This is a genomic window from Flavobacterium okayamense (genome assembly GCF_019702945.1).
GTDB lineage: Bacteria > Bacteroidota > Bacteroidia > Flavobacteriales > Flavobacteriaceae > Flavobacterium > Flavobacterium okayamense.
The window spans coordinates 199,845-218,502 of the sequence record NZ_AP024749.1; the positions used below are offsets into that span (position 1 = coordinate 199,845).

The window sequence follows — 18,658 nt, forward strand, 5'->3', positions numbered from 1 at the left end:
TCAATTCAATAGAAAATAATCCTTAAGAAAATCTAAAAAATTCCTTCATCTACAAAACTATAATAACTCTTTTCAGTAATAATTACATGATCTAAAACTTGAATATCTAAATTCTTTCCAGCTTCTTTCATTTTCTTGGTAATTTGAATATCGGCTTCGCTGGCTTGTAACTTCCCTGAAGGATGATTGTGCGACAAAATAATGGAAGTGGCATTGTGTTCCAAAGCAAGTTTAAACACAATTCGGATATCTACAACTGTTCCTGTAATTCCGCCTTTGCTAATTTGTGTTTTGTAAATGACTTTATTTGAATTATTGAGAAACAATACCCAAAATTCTTCGTGTGGCAATTCACCAATTAACGGTTGCATAATATCGAAAACCGCTTTACTCGAAGTTATTTTCTTGAGTTCGATGACTTCTTCTTCTCGTCTTCTTCTTCCTAATTCTAAAGCGGCGGCAATGGAAATCGCTTTAGCTTCTCCAATTCCTTTGAAATTCATCAATTGTTGAATGGATAATTTTCCGAGAAGATTTAGATTATTTTGCGAACTGGCTAAAATGCGTTGGCACAATTGAACGGCACTCTCGTTACGAGAACCCGAACCAATAAGAATAGCTAAAAGTTCAGAATCTGATAAGGAAGATTTTCCTTTCAATAGAAATTTTTCACGTGGGCGATCGTCCTCGGCCCACTGATTGATTGGCGTGTACATAAAATTTTATTTGGCGTTTAAAGAAACAAATGTATAAAAAGATTTGATACTAAAAAGATTAGACAATCGTTTTTAATTAAAAAGACACAATGAGATTATTTAGCATTATACTCCTATCAATATTTCTTTTAAACTGTAAAAAGGAAAGTAAACCAGTTTTTACTCAAAAAATTGAAATAGAAAAACCGAAAGAAGTTTATTTGTTAGAAAATCCAACGGATTTTTATCAAAAACTATCGAATGCTGCCGTTTCTATAATTGATCCTGAAGTTGTTTATACACCAACTTACGTTGGGATAAAATATCCAAATGGAGATGTTCCTGCAAAAACTGGAGTTTGTAGTGATGTGGTCATTAGAGCGTATCGAAAATTAGGTATTGATTTACAAAAAGAAGTTCATGAAGACATGAAAGCTAACTTTTCATTGTATCCAAAAACTTGGGGATTGAAATCTACCGATAAAAATATTGACCATCGAAGAGTTCCAAATTTAGAAACGTTTTTTGAACGAAAAGGTAAAAGTTTACCCATTACTCAAAACGCTAACGATTACAAAGTTGGCGATATTGTTACTTGGCGACTTTCAGGTGATGGCATTCCACATATTGGAATTGTAACGCATTTAAAATCAAATCCCGACGCTTCAGGAGGAAAACGAAATAAAATTGTCCACAACATAGGAAGTGGACAAGTTTTAGAAGATTGCCTTTTCAATTGGAAAATTGTTGGGCATTATCGTTTTGGGAAGTGATATTAACTAATTAACTCTTTTACCTCATCAAAATTCAATCCGCCGTAGTTACCAGAACTCATTAGTAATAAGGCTGAATTATCTAAATTTTGGTTGAAAAGAAAGTCTTTGAATTCGGTTGGGTTTGTATAAATTATCAAATCGTTACGTTCAAATGAATTGGCAATTTGGTCGTAGGTTACTTCTTCTAATTGTTTAATTTTAACAGCATCTGGCGAATAGAAAACCACCGCAACATCTGCAGCATCTAAAGCGCCTTGGTATTCTTTTAAAAACTCGGCATTTAAACTACTATAGGTATGCAATTCTAAACACGCAACTAATTTTCTATCGGGATATTGATTTTTTACTGCTTTTGTAGTTGCTGAAACCTTACTTGGCGAATGCGCAAAATCTTTATACGCAACCTTATTTGAACTTTCTGCAATTTTCTCTAAACGTTTGCTTGCTCCTTTAAAAGTAGCAATTGCTTCGTAGAATTCGGCTTCATCGACACCCATACATTGGCAAATCCATTTCGCTCCAGCTAAGTTGTTTAAATTGTGTGCTCCAAAAACCTCAATTGGCATCGCACCATCCGGCGTTTCTAACAATGTAGTTCCATTTTCAACTGAATATTCCGGTGTTTGGTAAGCAATTTTACGAATTTGGTTTTCACATTCTTCCGCCACTTGCTTTACTATTGGATCTTCTTCATTATATACCAAAATTCCACCTTTAGTAATTAAATTGGTAAAAATTCTAAATTGGTCTACATAATTATCGAATGTTGGAAACACATTAATATGATCCCAAGCAATTCCTGAAATTAGAGCAATATTGGGTTGGTACAAATGAAACTTAGGACGCAAATCGATAGGAGATGTTAAATACTCATCGCCTTCTAAAACAATAAATTCATTTTCTTCAGTTAAATGCACCATGGTATCAAAACCTTCTAATTGCGCACCCACCATATAATCAACCTTAACATCATGATAATTCATCACGTGCAAAATCATAGAAGTAATGGTTGTTTTTCCGTGAGAACCGCCAATTACAACACGCGTTTTATCTTTCGATTGTTCGTATAAAAATTCAGGATACGAATAGATTTTTACGCCTAATTCTTGAGCACGTAGCAATTCGGCATTGTCTTTTTTGGCATGCATTCCTAAAATTACCGCATCTAAATCGGAGGTGATTCTTTCGGGAAACCAACCTAATTCAATGGGCAACAAACCTTTTTTCTCTAAACGCGATTTTGACGGTTCAAAAATTGCATCGTCGCTTCCAGTTACTTGATATCCTTTTTCGTGTAAGGCTAAGGCTAAGTTGTGCATGGCTGCTCCGCCAATGGCTATGAAGTGTACTCTCATATTATAAGTCGAAAGTGAAAAGTAAAAAGTAAAAAGTTTTAAAACCTTCTCTTATAATTCTCACAAATTAAATTCTTTTTTTAATTGTTTGGCTTTGTCTGTATACTTAAGCTTGTTCAAATATAAGTCATATAATTTTTCAAACGTAGTTTTTGAATTGCCAATTTTATGTGCTAAACTGTAATTCTTTTCCGCACTTTGATAACGTTTAAAATAGACATCGATGTAACCTTTTGCTAAATAGCCATCTACTTTGGAGAGATTCAACAATTCTGATGCATATTTTTGTGCTTTCTTTTCGCTTCCACCAATAATTCCCGGAAGTTCTATATACAACATAACCAGTGCCCAACGCGTATCGATATGTTTTTTGTCGAGTTCTGCCGCTTTTAAAAATGCATCTTCAACATCACCTATAAGACCTAAAGCTTTCCATTTAGAACTTTCTTTGGCTTTCATCCCTAAAGCGCCACCATATTTATACCAATAATTCGCATTTTGTGGGAACTTTTCGCGAAGGCTTTTATATTTTGCAATGGCAGAATCCCAATTCTTCAAGTGTCCAAAAATATCTCCTAAATATTCAATCGCTTGATAATTATTTGGATTTTGAACTATAGCTTTTTCAAAATTATTTTGCGCTAATTCCCATTTTTTTTCTGCAAAATATTGTTTCCCTAATTCGAAGTTTGATTGGGAAAATAGTTGAAACGTAACTAAAAAAAAGAAAATTATTTTTCGCATAGTTGTCAAATTTATAAAAACAAAAAATAATGCTTTAATAATTTTAATATTTTTACTTAATATTAATTCCATTATGTTAAGAATACTAATTTTCCTTATTTCAATATCTGTATTTTCTCAGACACAATTTACTGGTAAAATAATTGACATCAAAAGTAAACAACCCTTACTAGGTGCATCAATTTACATACCAAATACAAGTATTGGTACCTCAACTGATATTGACGGAAAATTTGTTTTAGTGGTACCCACAAGAAATATTGAAATTGTAGTAAGTTATGTAGGCTACAATACAATTAATGTTAAACTTGACTTAACAGAAATTAACGAGTTTAGCAAAACAATTATGATGAGAGAAAAAAGCAATCAACTCGATGAAGTAATTGTTACTAAACAAAAAATAGATGAAGAATGGAGAAGACAATTTAAGTTATTCAAATATCATTTTATTGGGAACAGTACTGTTGCAGAAAAAGTTGAGATTTTGAATAAAGAAGACATTTTTTTTACAGAAGTAAAAGATTCCACAAGTTATTCATTACAAGCCCAGTCAAACAAACCCTTAATTATTATTAATAAAAAACTTGGATATAAACTGACTTATGATTTAATAGAGTTTAGTGTTTTTAGATCAAATGACAATCCTCAAAAATCTGTTTACTATGGCTACTCATTTTTTGAAGACATTATTGAAAAGGAGAAGTTAAATTATAAAAAAACAATTATTAACAGACAAAAAGCTTATAATGGCTCTTTAAACCATTTTATAAAATCTGTTTATCAAAATAAAATTATTGAAAATGGTTTTGTTGTAAATGAATTTATATTAAAAGAAAACCCAGAATATCCTTCTAAAGAAAGGCTTACCTATCTTAAAAATGAAGCAAAAAAAACGGGTAATTATGATAGTCTAAGAAATTTACCTAATAAATTTCAAAAAATAATTGGACGTGAATATTCAAAACAAAATTTTGTAATTGGCCTCGATGAAAAGCAGTATTTGAGTTTTAAAAATTCAATACAGATTAAATACAATGAAGAATGCGATAAAAATTACAAAACTAAATTTGATTTTCAGTTGTCTTATATATCATTAACTGAAAAAGTAGAGATTTTTGAAAATGGTAATTTTTACAATCCTTTACATATGATTATTTACGATTATATGTCATGGAAGAAAATGGGAGATGCCCTTCCATATGATTATGAGCCATAAAAAACATTTTCTCTTCCCAACCTTTTTTAAAAAAATTCACTCTATATATAAAACAGCTAATCATGAAAAAAATAATTACACTTTTATTCATCTTCCTAAGCACATTTGTTTTCTCACAAAAAGTTGAAAAAGAGTGGCAAAAAGTTTATCAATTTGAAAATGATGGAAAATTTTCTTCAGCACAAAAAGAATTGATTAAAATTAAAAAAAAAGCAAATAGGAAAAAATACGATAAAGAATTAATAAAGTGTTTTCTTTATGAATCCAAAATTCAAATGTTTAACAATGAAAACGCTAAACAAATAATAATTAAAAACTTAAAAACCGAAATCGGAAAACAATCACCAGTTCCTAAATCTGTACTTCATTATATTTTAGCTACCATTTTAAAAGATTACAAAAGAACAAACCAAAATAAAATCTCTCAACGTTCTAAAAACATTCAAAAAAATGATTTAGATTTTACTACTTGGAGTTTATCAGATTTTGAAAATGAAATCCAGATAAACTATGAGGAAATTTTTAAGTACAAAATTGAACTTTCAAAAGTATCAATTGCTGATTGGAAATCTATATTTGATATACCCTCTTACATTGATGGAAAAGAATATAGCTTATATGATTTTTTCTATGAAAAAAATCTCGAAAATTTAAAATCTAATGTTAAGTTATGGAATTTAAATTCAGCGAATTATCTAACAAATTTAGAACAATTATCTATACAAAAATCTGAAAACTTCATTAACACAAATCTTGATTTTATATTAGATCAAGATTTAAAAAAAGTAATTCAAAATATTCGAGATTATGAAAAATTTTATCTTACAAAGGATATTCAAAAATTAGAATTTTCATATTTTAAAAGAATAGAATATATATTATCAATTACCGAATCAAATCAGCTTCCAAAAGAATTAATTGAACTTGAAAAAAATACAAAAAACGAAACATTAAAGCAACTTGTAAGACTATACAAAGCTGAAAATTTAATTCAAATTGGAACTCAAAAAAAAGAAGCTAATTATCAAAAAGAGGCTATTAAAATTCTTGATACTATACTAAAATCGAGAGTGCATCCAAATATTTTAGCTGATGCAGAAAGAAAAAAACTTCTTTTAACAAATAAATCGCTATCACTTGATTATAATGACCAGATATATTCTAATCAAAACCATAGAGCTTTTGTTAGGTTCAAAAATATTGATACTGTTAAAATTAATTATTATAGACTTCCTGAAAAAAATGATTTAGAACTCAATAATTATTTTTACAATTATTCCAAAAAAAAAGATTCTTTAGTTCTTGATTATATTAAAAAGCATAAACCTATAAACTCTTCAATTATAAAATTACCAAATCAGTTTGATTATTTTGAACATACTACTGAAATAATTTTAGACAACCTTGAAACTGGAAATTATTTAATCTTTTTGGAAACTAACAATAGTATTCCTAATGAAAATGCATATACATATGACACAATAAATGTAACCGATTTTTTTGTTGTTGAAGATGAAGATAATTACAACAACAATCTTTATATTTTAAATAGAAAAACTGGTCAACCCATTGAAAACACTAAAATTATAAGTGAACAACAAACAGTTAGAACTGACAGTAATGGAAAGGCTAGTTTGAAAAAACTTAATTATGAAAAAGATAAAAAATATAAAAATGAAATATTAATTTATAAAGATAACGACTCTATATATTATGAATATAATCGAGGTTTTTATTACAATTTTGAAGATGAAGATGATATAATTTTCGAATCTAAAGTACAACTTTTTACTGATAGAGGAATTTACAGACCTGGTCAAAAAATATTTTTCAAAGGAATTGTTGTACAAAATAAAAATTACAAAAAAAGTGTTGTCCCTTTTGTTACTGTTAAAGTTATAATAGAAGATGCTCAAGGAGAAGAATTAAAAGAATTTGAAATTCAAACAAATGAACTTGGTTCCTTTAATTCAGAATTTCAAATCCCCAAAAACATCTTAACTGGTCAATTCAGAATTTACATTGCAGAGCCGGATAATTATGAAAATGATAAAGATTATTATGATTTAAAAGAAGATGAGCATTCATTTTGGGACAATGTAGAGTTTGATGAATGGCAAAGTAAAATTTATTTTCAAGTTGAAGACTATAAGAGACCAACTTTTGAAGTTAGTTTCGATAAAATTAAAGAAAATTATGCAATAGGTGATACTTTAAAAATTACAGGTAACGCAAAAGCACTTGCAGGAAATAATCTTACAAATGCAATAGTAAAATATAATATTTCAAAAAACACTTTATTAACAAATGGTTATGTTCCATATGAACCTAATTATATAGTTGAAGAAACAAACACTGATGAAAAAGGCAATTTTAAAATAAGTTTCCCTGCAATTCAAAATAATATATCAATCGATAGTATTATCGCTCAAGATTATATTATTGATTTAGAAATCACTGATACCAATGGTGAAACAAAGAGCGCTAAACAATATGTTCATGTAAACAAACATATGCTTGATTTAAATTTAGATATTAAAAATAAACTTTATAAAGAAGATGTATTAACTGCAAATATTAATACTACAACAAAAAACAATTATCCAATACCTACTAAAGTTGAAATAGAAATCTATCATGATGATAGAAAAAATTTCAAAAAAGAACGAGTTTGCCAAATTCCAGAAATTCAAACTATTAGTAAAGAACAATTCAGTCAATTATTTCCTTATGAGCCTTATGATGAGAATGATTATAAAGAAAATCTAATTTTGGTTAAATCTACTTCCCTAAATACTGCAATTAACTCAAATTTAGATTTATCATTTTTAAAAGAACTCAAAAATGGTAATTATAAAATAATAGCCAAAGCTAAAGACATTAAAGAAAATGAATTTAAAGTAGAAAAAATCTTTAATCTAGATTCTAAAATCAATCCAAATTTAGAAACTAAACTTTTTAGTTTTAAATACATCCCAAAAGAAAACAGCGACATCATAGAAATTGAATTCACTTCTGCCATTAAAGACTTATGGATTACAACCCGTTTTTTTGATGGTCAATCTAACACCTTCAATACTAGAATTGATCAACTAATAAATGGAAAAAAGATAATTCAAATAAAAAAACCAACAAAAGTAATCTATGATTTAGATTTTAAATTTCAATTTTCTTCTGTTTGGGAGAATCAGACACATGATGAACAATTTAGTTTAAAAACAAAAGAAACAGAAAAAGATTTACTAATAAATATAGAAAGTTTAAAGAACAAAATTGAACCTGGTAGTAATGAAAATTGGTCTTTTAAAATAAATAACACCAAATTAGAAGCAGAAGTATTAGCATCAATGTATGACACTTCAATTGATCAATTTAAAAATTCAAATTGGGAAAAAATATATTTAGAAAACAATCAATATCCAAATTTTCCTCGTTTTTATGATTATAAAAAAGAATTAAAACACTTATTATTAAATAGTTTTAAAAATTACAGCCTAATTTTTAAATATCAAGACATTGACCCTATAGATATTAAATGGTTTGGTTTTAACTTCAATCACTTAAATTATAATCAATATAAGAAAGCTTATGACTTCTACGTCCCTAAAGGATATAGAAAAATAACTGGAGTTGTTTCTGATGATTTAGGTCCTGTTGCTGGTGCTAGTGTAATTGTAAAGGGAACAAGTAGAGGAGTAACTACAGATTTTGATGGTAACTTTGTAATAGCCGCAAAACCAAATGAAACACTAGAAGTTTCTTATGTAGGAAATACACAAGAAGTTAAAATTGGAAAAAATGATATTTATAATGTTACTTTAACTTCAACACAATTAGAAGAGGTTGTTGTGAGTGCTCTTGGCATAAAACGATATGTAGATGAATCAACATCTTCATACACAGTTATTAAATCAAACGAAATAAATCAATTTGGAAATCAAAATATAGTACAAGCATTAAAAGGAAAAGTTTCTGGCTTGACAATTACAACAAGTTCTAACAGTATCAACTCTTCAACAAGAATTGTTTTGAGAGGAAATAGGTCTATATCAGGAAATAATGACGCATTGGTTGTGATTGATGGTGAAATTTCATCTGCAGATGAACTTCAAAAACTAAGCGCAGATAGTATTGATGAAGTTCAAGTTTTAAAAGGTGCACAAGGAGCCGCCTTATATGGAGAACAAGGAGTTAACGGAGTTATTATTGTTACTACAAAAAAAGCCTTAAAAGAATTATCCAATTTAAAGACAAGAACAAATTTTAATGAAACTGCATTCTTTTATCCAACCCTAAAAACAGATAAAGAAGGAAAAATTTCTTTTAATTTTACAACTCCTGAATCATTAACCAAATGGAAATTACGATTATTTGCTCATAATAAAAATTACGAAACAGGTTTTTTAGAATCATCAATCATTTCACAAAAAGAAGTAATGGTTCAAACCAATATGCCAAGATTTTTTAGAGAAAATGACAATATAAAAATATCGGCAAAAATAGTAAACATGACTGATGAAACTAAATCGGGGGTTGCGATGCTAATGCTATTTAATGCAGAAAATAATGAAACAATAGATTCAATTGCATTAAACAATGATAATCTTAAAAATTTTAGCTGCAAACCAAAAGAAAGTGTTCCTGTAAATTGGACAATTTCAATCCCTAAAAACATAAGTGGTTTACAATATAAAATAGTAGCAAAATCTAGCAATTTCTCAGATGGTGAAGAGAATATTATTCCGGTTTTAAGCAATAAGATTCTTGTTACAGAAAGTAGACCTATTTGGCTAAAAGGAAATGCTAAAAAAGAAATTGTTTTTGAAAAACTTTTAAATAACTCATCTACAAGTTTAGAGAATCAAAAATACACACTTGAATATTCTTCAAATCCTCTTTGGATTGTTTTACAATCACTACCCTATTTAATGGAATTTGAACACGAATGTGCTGAACAAACTTTTGCTAGATATTATGCTAATTTAATTGCTGGAGAAATTATTGAAGATAATGAGAAAATAAACTCCGTATTAGAATCGTGGAAAAATAATGATGTAAGCTCTAAATTTAATTTCAATGAAGACTTAAAGTCTATAGCGTTAAATGAAACTCCATGGCTTTTTGATGTAGAAAGTGATGAAGAAAAAAATATGAAATTAGCTCTTTTACTGGATTTAAATAATCTTGAAAAAAACCAAGAAAACACTTTAAACAAATTATTAGAAAAACAAAATATAAATGGTTCTTTTTCATGGTTTAAAGGAGGAAATGAAAATATTTTTATTACTCAACATATTTTAGCTGGGTTTGGACACTTATCACAAATGTTCCCACATAAAAAACAAGAGTTTAAAAAAATAACTTATAAAACAGTAGTATACTTAGATAATAAATTCATTTCTGATAATTCTATAAATAAAAAATATTCAAATAATTATTTGAATTTACATTTTTGGTACGCCAGAAGTTTTTATTTAGAAGATTTTCCTATAAATGAAAATTTAAAAATAATTTTTAATAAACAATTTGAAAGCTTTAAAAAAGAGTGGCTAACTTACTCTTTATATCAAAAAGGTTTAGCCGCTATATGTTTGCAAAGAATAGGCGAAAAAGAATGGGCTAAAAAAATAATTACACACCTTAAAGAAACTGCTTCTGTTAATGAAGAAAAAGGCATGTATTGGCTTGAAAATGATCATGGTTACTATTGGTATCAATCACCAATTGAAACACAAGCAATTTTAATTGAAGCTTTTGATGAAATTGAAAAAGATAAAAAATACATAGAAGAATTAAAAACTTGGCTGTTATTTAAAAAACAAGCAAATCATTGGCCAACTACTAAATCAACATCAGAAGCGATTTACGCATTATTATTGCAAGGTGAAGATTGGTTATCTGAAAAAGAAAATGTGAAATTTGTAATTGGCAATTCAAAAATTTCATCAAAAAAAATTACTGAAAGCGAAAAACAAAATGAAACTGGTTACACTAAAATCAATTGGAATAAAGAGGACATTAGTAACGACATGGGTAAAGTTTCAATAAACAATAAAGGTGAAGTTCCTGTTTTTGGTGGTATTTATTGGCAATATTTTGAAAATTTAGAAAATGTTAAAGCTGACAGTACTTTAGTTATTAATATTAATAAGAAGCTTTTCAAAAAAATAAAAACACCTGAAGGAAATAACTTAGTTGAAATAACAAATAACAATATTAAAACTGGAGATTTAATTACAATAAAATTAACCGTAAGGGTAAAAGAAAATCTTGAATTTGTTCATTTAAAAGATTCTCGAGCTTCTTGTTTTGAACCTATTGATGTTATTTCAGAATATCAATATGAAGATGGAGCATATTTCTATAAAAGTACTAGAGATACTGCAACTCACTTTTTCTTCGATGATTTAAGTAAAGGAACTTATATTTTAGAATATGATGTAAGAATAACTAACTTAGGTAGTTTTACAGATGGCATAGCAACAATACAAAGTATGTATGCTCCTGAATTTAACAGCCACTCTTCTGCTTCTAAGATTACTATCGAATAAAAAAAAAACTCCAACGTTTGTTGGAGTTTTTTTTTATTTAAGTCTTTCATACTTACAACAACCATGTAGATTGTTATAATCTTCCTCAGTTGCTTTAAAGTCTTCTGTATCGTGACCAACTTTTGCAATTGCCTTTTTAATATCGGCTAATGAGCATTTATTTTCATCATAAATTACATGAATATCATGATGATCAACATGCCAATCAGCACTTTTTACGCCTTTTACAGAAAAAGCAGCTTTTTCAATGCGCTTTTCGCACATCTCGCAATTTCCATTTACATTAAATTCTGCTTTTTTGTTTTTACTTTTTTTCTCTTGTGCTACTGTTACAAAAGAAATCAGCATTAATAGAATTACTACTATTTTTTTCATTTTTTAATTATTTTATATTGTTATTTAATTTTAAATCGTAAACCAGCATAATACATTTGACCAAATAATGGTCCGTATACTAAACTACTATCAAAATATGTTCCAAATGGGTTATCTGCTCCAATTATAGCATTACTTTGTTTGTAATTTGTAATATTTTCTCCACCAACATATACTTCAAAGGTACTCGAAAATGTTCTTGTTATTTGAGCATTTAATGTTCCAAACGATGACGAATAATCATCTAATTGGTATTGTGGTAAATTTGTTGATGTATCTGGCAAACGTTGCTTTCCTAACCAATTATATGTAGCATCAAACTTCCATTGTTGGCCTTTTTCTTTAATATGTGTTTCGAAAGCTGCATTTGCAAAGAATCGATGTTTCGCTTGCAAAGGTCTTTCTAATTTACCCACTAAATAATCACTTTGCACATCATAATATTTATAGGCCGAACGCAAGGTAAAGTGCATAATAGGTGTTACACTAAATTCTGCTTGAAAACTATTCGCATAACTTTTCCCATCTAAGTTATGAAAAACTACTTGTTGCGGACTTACATCTAAATCAACAACAGCCTGATTTTGAAAATCGGTTCTATAATAATCCAAAACAATTTCAGATTCTGCTCCAAATATTTTGAATTTTTGAATAAAATTTAAACCATAATTCCAAGCAATTTCTGGATTTAAACCATATAACTTTCCGTCATTATTAAGAATTGAAAACTGACGATTTGATGCAAAAAGTTGTTGGTTTTCAGCAAAAATATTAGCTGCACGTTTACCTCTTCCAGCTGAAAGTCTTAAAACAGCTTCTTTCCATGGATTGTAACGAATATGCAAACGAGGTGTAACAAATGTTCCTAATCGATTATGATTATCTACACGAACTCCAGCTACAACACTTAAATTATCTAAGTTATCATAAGTATATTCAAAAAATGCACCTACAGAGTTATCAATTCTAGAAAAATCTTCCGCAAAGTTTACGGCAATAAATTCATTATAATCGTCGTAAGAAACGTTTAAACCAGTTGCAAATTTATTCTTGGTATTATTAATAATAGAATTATAAATTAAATTGGAATACCAACTTTTTTGATGAATATTATATTGGTTTAAACCAAAATACGAATCTTGTTTGTGCGATTGAAATGAGTTTTGAAGTCCAAAACTTTTGTAAGGTTCATCTGGAAAAACATATCCTGTTTTATTAGAAATTTCTATTTTTTCAGTATTTACTTCACTTCCCCATGCATTTATAGTAAATTTATCTTTTTCGGGATCAAAATCTACTTGTCCTGCTTGTTTTTCGTCACGCATATATCGAACGTTTAAAAAGCTTACCCAACCTCTTTCTGCATCGGTATATTGCCAACGATTTAAAATATTAATTTGTTTCCCAACTGGATTATCTAAAAATCCATCATCGTTCATATCATTCTTAAATTGGCGTGTATTTCCATGCACAAATAATGAAGAGCTCAACTTATCGGAATACTTTTGATTGAAATGAGTATTCAATTCAAAACGTCCATCTTGAGAACCATAAGCATTTAAAAAGAACGGAATATCGTTAGCTGGTTTTAATAATTCGTAATTGATTTGTCCCGAAATACTTTCGTAACCATTAATTACACTTCCTGCTCCTTTTGTAATTTGAATACTTTCTACCCAAGTTCCCGGAATATATGATAACCCGTAAGCTTGTGAAGCACCACGAACAGATGGAATATTTTCTTCTGCAATTAAAATGTATGGACTCGTTAAACCTAACATTTTAATTTGACGATTACCTGTTACAGCATCAGAGAAATTAACATCGATGGAAGGATTTGTACTAAAGCTTTCCGAAAGATTACAGCAAGCAGCTTTTAACAACTCTTTGCTTCCCATTTTTTGAACATTGGTTGCTTGAATTAAAGAATGTTCTGTACTTTTTTGAGTTTTAGTTACCGTAACTTCATTCAAATTCGTAACTTCTTCTAAAACAATAGTAATAAAATCAGAATTTAAAATTTCTACTTTTTGAGTTTTAAACCCTATATAGCTCACTAATAAACTATTAGTTTCTTCAGTTTTAATAATACTAAATTGTCCATCTACATCAGTTGATGCTCCTATGGATGCATTTTGCCAAAAAACATTGGCGCCTAATAAAGGTTGATTATTGGTGTCTACTACTTTTCCTTTTATAGTTTCTTGTGCATTTCCAAAAAAACCAAATATGAAAAGTAATATACTTAGTGTATATTTCATGTGTTTATAAATTTTTAATGTTTGAAAGATTTTACTCTAAAGACATTAAAAATTTATGCGTAAAAAACGAGTTGGCAATATAATTTGTAAAGTGGTGGCGAATTAGATTCGCTATAATTTTCAATTAACTTTTTATTATTAATTGAAATTATTTGATTTTGAAAATTAAAATCGAATTGTTGAGTCGGAACAAATTGCCCTAAGTCTAAACTTAATGATTTTACAACAAAATTATCCGATTTTTTTTCAGCCTTTATGGAAGTTTCAGAACAACATTTCTTTTTCACATCCTTTTTTATGCAACAACAATTAGAATCATCACCACTTGGAGTTGAATAGTCTAATGAGACAGAAGCAACTTTATCATGACAATAATGAATATTGACAGCCAATCCTAAATTGGAAATCAATATAAAAAAGGATAATATGAAACCTGTTATCTTGTTCATTATGAAATGCAAAGTTAATAAACTGAAAATAATAAAGCGTTAAATTTACCTAAATTTCAAATACTTGGTTTAATGCTGGAATTAAACATTCATAATCACAGACTTCTTCAATTGTTTGTTTTAAACCTTTTGACGCTTCTTTTTCGCCATGAACTAAAAATATTTTTTGAGGTTTTGAATCTAAATCGGATAACCAATTAATCAAATCTTTTTGATCGCCATGTGCCGACAATCCTTCAATTAAAAAAACGGAAGCTTTAACTTGATAATATTTTCCATACATTTTAATTTCTGGCTCACCTTCTAGCAATCTTCTTCCTCGAGTTCCTTCAGCTTGATAACCTACTAATAAAACTGTATTTTCAGGTTTATCGATATAACGTTCTAAATATGAAAGTACTCTTCCGCCAGTTATCATTCCGCTTGCAGCAATTACAACTTTTGGTCGTTTGTCATAAATCGCTTCAATGGTATCTTTATAATCAGAAATTAACGTAAACATTCTACACATTTCTTCACATTCATGTGGTGTTAATTTATGCCATTTTGTATTCTCTAGAAATAGATGTAAAACATCAATTCCCATTGGTGTATCTATTATATAAGGAATATTTGGAATTTTGTCTTCTTTTTTAAGTTGCCAAATCAGATACATCATGGTTTGTACTCGTTCTACAGCAAAACTCGGAATAATAACATTTCCACCTCGTTGAAAAGTATTATTAATGAATAATTCTAAATCTTGCAGCGATGTATTTTCAGGATGAACTCTATTTCCGTAAGTACTTTCTAAGAAAACATAATCGGCTTGTTTTGGTTTTATTGGAGGAAATAATAATACATCATCATCTTGGCCAACATCTCCAGAAAAAACAAGCTTCTTACCTTCAATACTTAACGAAATGGAACAAGCTCCTAAAATATGTGATGCATAAAAAAAGTTAAAAGAAACAGAATCAGACAACTTTATTTCTTCATTAGGATTTACCGATTTTAATAACGGAAATACTTTCTCTGCATCGGCAATTGTATATAAAGGTTCAGCGGGATCGTGTTTTGAATAATGCTCTTTGTTTGCTTTTTCGGCTTCTTCTTCCTGAATTTTAGCGCTATCTAATAGAATTAACTTAGTAATTTCTTTAGTTGGAGCTGTACAAAATATTTTCCCTTCAAATCCATATTTTACTAATAATGGTAACCAACCGCAATGATCTAAATGTCCGTGTGTAAGAATTACAAAATCTATTATACTTACATCAAATGGTAATGGTTCTCGATTCAGTAATCTCAATTCTTTTAAACCTTGGAACAAACCACAATCTATCATTACATTAATTTCATCGGATTCTATTAATGTTTTAGAACCTGTAACGGTTTCTGTCCCTCCAAAAAAGTGAATTTTCATACCTAGTTATTTAAAAGTTGGTGACATTCATTTAATACTTTTTTCAATCGATTTTGACTCAGTTTTAAATTAGTTTTACTTTTTCCAAAATGAATAAAATCGTAAACTGTTAAAATATCTTCAAGAAGAAGTATTTCTTTTTCCGCTTGAGTTATTGTTGTTAAACAAGTTATAGGAAAAACTCGGTAATGTGTAATAATATCTTTTAAACTATTATTTTCTGGATAATTCCAACTTAATAAATTTAATTCGCTACAAACTCCAAATTTTACTGCATCTTCTGTAAACTTATTATTAGTTACAATCCAACATTTTGTAAACTGTTGATTAGATGAAAAGAAATTGTAATCTCTGTTCTTTAAATCGTTAAATCTAGACAAAATATACATCGGAACTTTTACATCGGTTTTGGTTTCTTGGCTCCCGTGGAATTTACATTCTATCATAGCTAAATGCATATCTTTTTGAACAACAACATCTAGTTCGTGTGAAACACAATTCCCTTCTACAATTAAATTTGTTTTAGTTGAATAATCTTGTAATTCAAATATTCTAGCGATAAATTTTTCAAAATAAAATCCGGCTGGACCTAACAGCTGAATTCCTTTTTTTAAGCTATATCGAGCTGCATTAGAGTTTGATCTAGTCCGAAGTTTTTGAAAAGCTAACCTGAAAATCTGCTTAGAAGTTGCTCCATCTTGAATTTTTGATTCTATTTCAGAAACTATAGCGTTAGCTAATTCATAATTAGCACCAGAATTGATAAGTGATCTAATTAATTTTTGTCTATCGAAGTTAACCCATTCACCAGATTGCTTTTTAATTTTCATGTTATAAAACTATAACACTAATTTACGAAAATTATCGATTCAGTTTTTGGTAATAAAAAGCTGGTATAAAAAGAATTAAAAAAATTGGCTGAATTAAAAATCTTCTAGTGTAAAACAATAATAAATAATCATTAACAAATTTTAATTCAATAAAAAATAGAATTATTAAAACAATAAATAAGAATACAAAAAGTAATAGCGAAAGTTTAGTTATATTTTTATCCTTAAATAAAATATATAACATGCCAATTGAAATTGCAGTATTTAAGAAGTATCTCAAAAATAAATTTAAAAGTAACTTGAAAATATCATAATTCGGTAATTCTTTGTTTTGAAAATCTGTTTTAAAGAAATCTAAAAAAGGATCATAAAATATTCTTGCTTCAAATAAACGGATACAAACTAGAAGTAGAACCAAAATCCCAATTATTGCTAATTTATATTTATCCTTCAATATTTCGTTTAGCATAACCTGAAAATTTAGTAACCCATAAAATCCACAAAAGAAAAACTATACCATATATGAAGAGCGGAAAAATAGTACCATGTAATAATTCTTCATGTTTAGGATAATAATACAAAGCATATGTTAATAGTGCAATCCTAATTATATTTAAAATATAAATGAGTAAAGAACCTACAATTATATACAATGTTGTTTTTTTAAGACCATTAGAAAAAGCAAAAATAAAAGCTGCAAATAAAATAATAACACTTATTGCATTACATCCTTCTATAATTCGTGCTGAATATTTTTCTTTAAAAAAGATTTTCATCGACGGTTCAAAATCGTGATGATACGTACTTGCTTCGCCTCCAAAAAAATTAATTACTCCAACAGTTTGGTGAGCAACCTTTTCTGAAATAGTATCTACTTCAAGTCGATTCGTATCAAATTGATTTAAATACAATTTATAAATGAGTGCAAAAGCAATATAAAAAACCAAAAATTTACCTAAAAAAGAAAAAAATGGCTTGTATTGGTTGTATATAGATTTCAAAAGAGTGAATTTTAACAAAAATAAATATTTTAATGAATCATTTTATAAATATTTTTGCAAAAAAATTTCAATCATGAATTTTGATTCATTAAAACCCCAAATCAAAACTTTAGTTTCATCTGAAGCAACTAGAGATGAAAAACTATTAGAAGTTTGCAAATTTTTAAATCAAGAAGTCCCATATTATAACTGGGTTGGTTTTTATTTTGCAAACCATGAAAACAAAACATTACATCTTGGCCCATATGTTGGTGCTCCAACAGATCATACCGTAATTCCATTTGGAAAAGGAATTTGTGGACAAGTTGCAGAATCTAATGAAAATTTTGTTGTTCCAGATGTAAAAGCTCAAGACAACTATATAGCCTGCAGTTTTACAGTAAAATCGGAAATTGTAATTCCTTTATTTGTAAATGGAATTAACATTGGTCAAATCGATATCGATTCGCACGAAATAGACCCTTTCACAGAAGCCGATGAACGATTCTTAGAATTTGTAAATCAGGAAATTGCAACTCTATTTTAAATCAATCAAAAAAAATAAATTTTATAGTTTAAAATTCATTTTTTATTATAACTTTGCACCCGAATTAGGATAGACTTAATTCATACATAAAAATCATTTAAAAAAATATTGGAATGTATTTAACTAAAGAAACTAAAGCTGACATCTTCGCTAAACACGGAGGAAAAGCTGAAAACACTGGTTCTGCTGAAGGACAAATTGCATTGTTCACTTTCAGAATCAACCACTTAACTGGACACTTAAAACAAAATCGTCACGATTACAACACTGAGCGTTCGTTAGTGAAATTAGTAGGTAAAAGAAGAAGTCTTCTTGACTACTTAAAGAAGAAAGATATCAACAGATATCGTGAGATTATTAAAGAATTAGGTATTAGAAAATAATCAACTAAAGGGGCTTTGCGCCCCTTTTTGTTTACAAAAAAAGACAGAAAAAAGTTTGGTTTTTCATTGGGTTTCAAGCAACTAACAACAA

At 28.5% G+C, this 18,658-nt stretch carries 15 protein-coding genes; 5 read left to right on the top strand and 10 right to left on the bottom strand.

All coding sequences use genetic code 11. From position 1 onward, the window contains the following. Positions 1-32: 32 nt before the first annotated feature. The gene (gene radC, locus KK2020170_RS01045; RefSeq protein WP_221258965.1) at positions 33-716 is read right to left on the bottom strand and encodes a RadC family protein; all 684 of its coding nucleotides are present in this window, start codon (positions 714-716) and stop codon (positions 33-35) included. An 89-nt stretch (positions 717-805) separates the two neighbouring features. On the opposite strand from radC, the gene KK2020170_RS01050 reads away from it, so the two are divergent. Beyond that, a complete protein-coding gene (locus KK2020170_RS01050) occupies positions 806-1,468 on the top strand; it encodes a DUF1287 domain-containing protein (protein WP_221258966.1) in 663 nt (220 codons plus the stop codon). Positions 1,469-1,470: 2 nt separating this feature from the next. Here the strand turns inward: KK2020170_RS01050 and KK2020170_RS01055 are convergent, their stop codons facing one another. Next, positions 1,471-2,826, bottom strand: a complete 1,356-nt coding sequence (locus KK2020170_RS01055; RefSeq protein WP_221258967.1) for a UDP-N-acetylmuramate--L-alanine ligase — start codon at positions 2,824-2,826, stop codon at positions 1,471-1,473. A 60-nt stretch (positions 2,827-2,886) separates the two neighbouring features. Further along, a complete protein-coding gene (locus tag KK2020170_RS01060; RefSeq protein WP_221258968.1) occupies positions 2,887-3,570 on the bottom strand; it encodes a tetratricopeptide repeat protein in 684 nt (227 codons plus the stop codon). Positions 3,571-3,643: 73 nt separating this feature from the next. Between KK2020170_RS01060 and KK2020170_RS01065 the strand changes: the two genes are divergently transcribed. Together KK2020170_RS01065 and KK2020170_RS01070 are read left to right on the top strand one after the other, a co-directional pair. Next, positions 3,644-4,786 carry a carboxypeptidase-like regulatory domain-containing protein gene (locus KK2020170_RS01065; RefSeq protein ID WP_221258969.1) on the top strand — a complete coding sequence of 381 codons (1,143 nt, stop codon included), beginning with the start codon at positions 3,644-3,646 and terminating at the stop codon, positions 4,784-4,786. 62 nt (positions 4,787-4,848) lie between these two features. Then, positions 4,849-11,337, top strand: coding sequence for an alpha-2-macroglobulin family protein (locus tag KK2020170_RS01070; RefSeq protein WP_221258970.1), 6,489 nt, complete (start codon positions 4,849-4,851; stop codon positions 11,335-11,337). Positions 11,338-11,370: 33 nt separating this feature from the next. On the opposite strand, the gene KK2020170_RS01075 is transcribed toward KK2020170_RS01070, so the two are convergent. From KK2020170_RS01075 to xrtF, 7 genes are read right to left on the bottom strand one after another with little or no spacing between them, the layout of a single operon-like run. Beyond that, complete coding sequence (locus KK2020170_RS01075; protein ID WP_221258971.1) at positions 11,371-11,712, bottom strand: heavy-metal-associated domain-containing protein; 342 nt, start codon at positions 11,710-11,712, stop codon at positions 11,371-11,373. A 20-nt stretch (positions 11,713-11,732) separates the two neighbouring features. Continuing rightward, positions 11,733-13,973, bottom strand: coding sequence for a TonB-dependent receptor (locus KK2020170_RS01080; RefSeq protein ID WP_221258972.1), 2,241 nt, complete (start codon positions 13,971-13,973; stop codon positions 11,733-11,735). A 53-nt stretch (positions 13,974-14,026) separates the two neighbouring features. After that, positions 14,027-14,422, bottom strand: a complete 396-nt coding sequence (locus tag KK2020170_RS01085) for an HYC_CC_PP family protein (protein WP_221258973.1) — start codon at positions 14,420-14,422, stop codon at positions 14,027-14,029. A gap of 49 nt (positions 14,423-14,471) precedes the next feature. Further along, on the bottom strand, positions 14,472-15,827 hold the full coding sequence (locus KK2020170_RS01090; protein WP_221258974.1) for an MBL fold metallo-hydrolase: 1,356 nt from the start codon (positions 15,825-15,827) through the stop codon (positions 14,472-14,474). A 2-nt stretch (positions 15,828-15,829) separates the two neighbouring features. Further along, positions 15,830-16,657: an ATP cone domain-containing protein gene (locus KK2020170_RS01095; RefSeq protein ID WP_221258975.1), complete on the bottom strand. Its 828-nt coding sequence runs from the start codon at positions 16,655-16,657 to the stop codon at positions 15,830-15,832. A 31-nt stretch (positions 16,658-16,688) separates the two neighbouring features. After that, positions 16,689-17,126, bottom strand: coding sequence for an exosortase F system-associated membrane protein (locus tag KK2020170_RS01100; RefSeq protein WP_221258976.1), 438 nt, complete (start codon positions 17,124-17,126; stop codon positions 16,689-16,691). Further along, positions 17,101-17,658 (bottom strand): exosortase family protein XrtF, encoded by a 558-nt coding sequence (xrtF, locus tag KK2020170_RS01105; protein ID WP_255567326.1) that lies wholly within the window; start codon positions 17,656-17,658, stop codon positions 17,101-17,103. The genes KK2020170_RS01100 and xrtF overlap by 26 nt, the downstream gene beginning before the upstream one ends. A gap of 73 nt (positions 17,659-17,731) precedes the next feature. On the opposite strand from xrtF, the gene KK2020170_RS01110 reads away from it, so the two are divergent. Together KK2020170_RS01110 and rpsO are read left to right on the top strand one after the other, a co-directional pair. Continuing rightward, entirely contained in the window at positions 17,732-18,184 is a 453-nt protein-coding gene (locus KK2020170_RS01110) for a GAF domain-containing protein (RefSeq protein ID WP_221258978.1), read from the top strand. Positions 18,185-18,297: 113 nt separating this feature from the next. Then, a complete protein-coding gene (rpsO, locus tag KK2020170_RS01115) occupies positions 18,298-18,567 on the top strand; it encodes a 30S ribosomal protein S15 (RefSeq protein WP_221258979.1) in 270 nt (89 codons plus the stop codon). Positions 18,568-18,658: the final 91 nt, after the last annotated feature.

Coding starts and splice junctions, on each gene's coding strand:
- rpsO (WP_221258979.1), top strand. CDS start 18,298: ATGTATTTAACTAAAGAAACTAAAGCTGACATCTTCGCTAAACACGGA.
- KK2020170_RS01060 (WP_221258968.1), bottom strand. CDS start 3,570: ATGCGAAAAATAATTTTCTTTTTTTTAGTTACGTTTCAACTATTTTCC.
- radC (WP_221258965.1), bottom strand. CDS start 716: ATGTACACGCCAATCAATCAGTGGGCCGAGGACGATCGCCCACGTGAA.
- KK2020170_RS01095 (WP_221258975.1), bottom strand. CDS start 16,657: ATGAAAATTAAAAAGCAATCTGGTGAATGGGTTAACTTCGATAGACAA.
- KK2020170_RS01110 (WP_221258978.1), top strand. CDS start 17,732: ATGAATTTTGATTCATTAAAACCCCAAATCAAAACTTTAGTTTCATCT.
- KK2020170_RS01090 (WP_221258974.1), bottom strand. CDS start 15,827: ATGAAAATTCACTTTTTTGGAGGGACAGAAACCGTTACAGGTTCTAAA.
- KK2020170_RS01075 (WP_221258971.1), bottom strand. CDS start 11,712: ATGAAAAAAATAGTAGTAATTCTATTAATGCTGATTTCTTTTGTAACA.
- KK2020170_RS01080 (WP_221258972.1), bottom strand. CDS start 13,973: ATGAAATATACACTAAGTATATTACTTTTCATATTTGGTTTTTTTGGA.
- KK2020170_RS01100 (WP_221258976.1), bottom strand. CDS start 17,126: ATGCTAAACGAAATATTGAAGGATAAATATAAATTAGCAATAATTGGG.
- KK2020170_RS01055 (WP_221258967.1), bottom strand. CDS start 2,826: ATGAGAGTACACTTCATAGCCATTGGCGGAGCAGCCATGCACAACTTA.
- KK2020170_RS01065 (WP_221258969.1), top strand. CDS start 3,644: ATGTTAAGAATACTAATTTTCCTTATTTCAATATCTGTATTTTCTCAG.
- KK2020170_RS01050 (WP_221258966.1), top strand. CDS start 806: ATGAGATTATTTAGCATTATACTCCTATCAATATTTCTTTTAAACTGT.
- KK2020170_RS01070 (WP_221258970.1), top strand. CDS start 4,849: ATGAAAAAAATAATTACACTTTTATTCATCTTCCTAAGCACATTTGTT.
- KK2020170_RS01085 (WP_221258973.1), bottom strand. CDS start 14,422: ATGAACAAGATAACAGGTTTCATATTATCCTTTTTTATATTGATTTCC.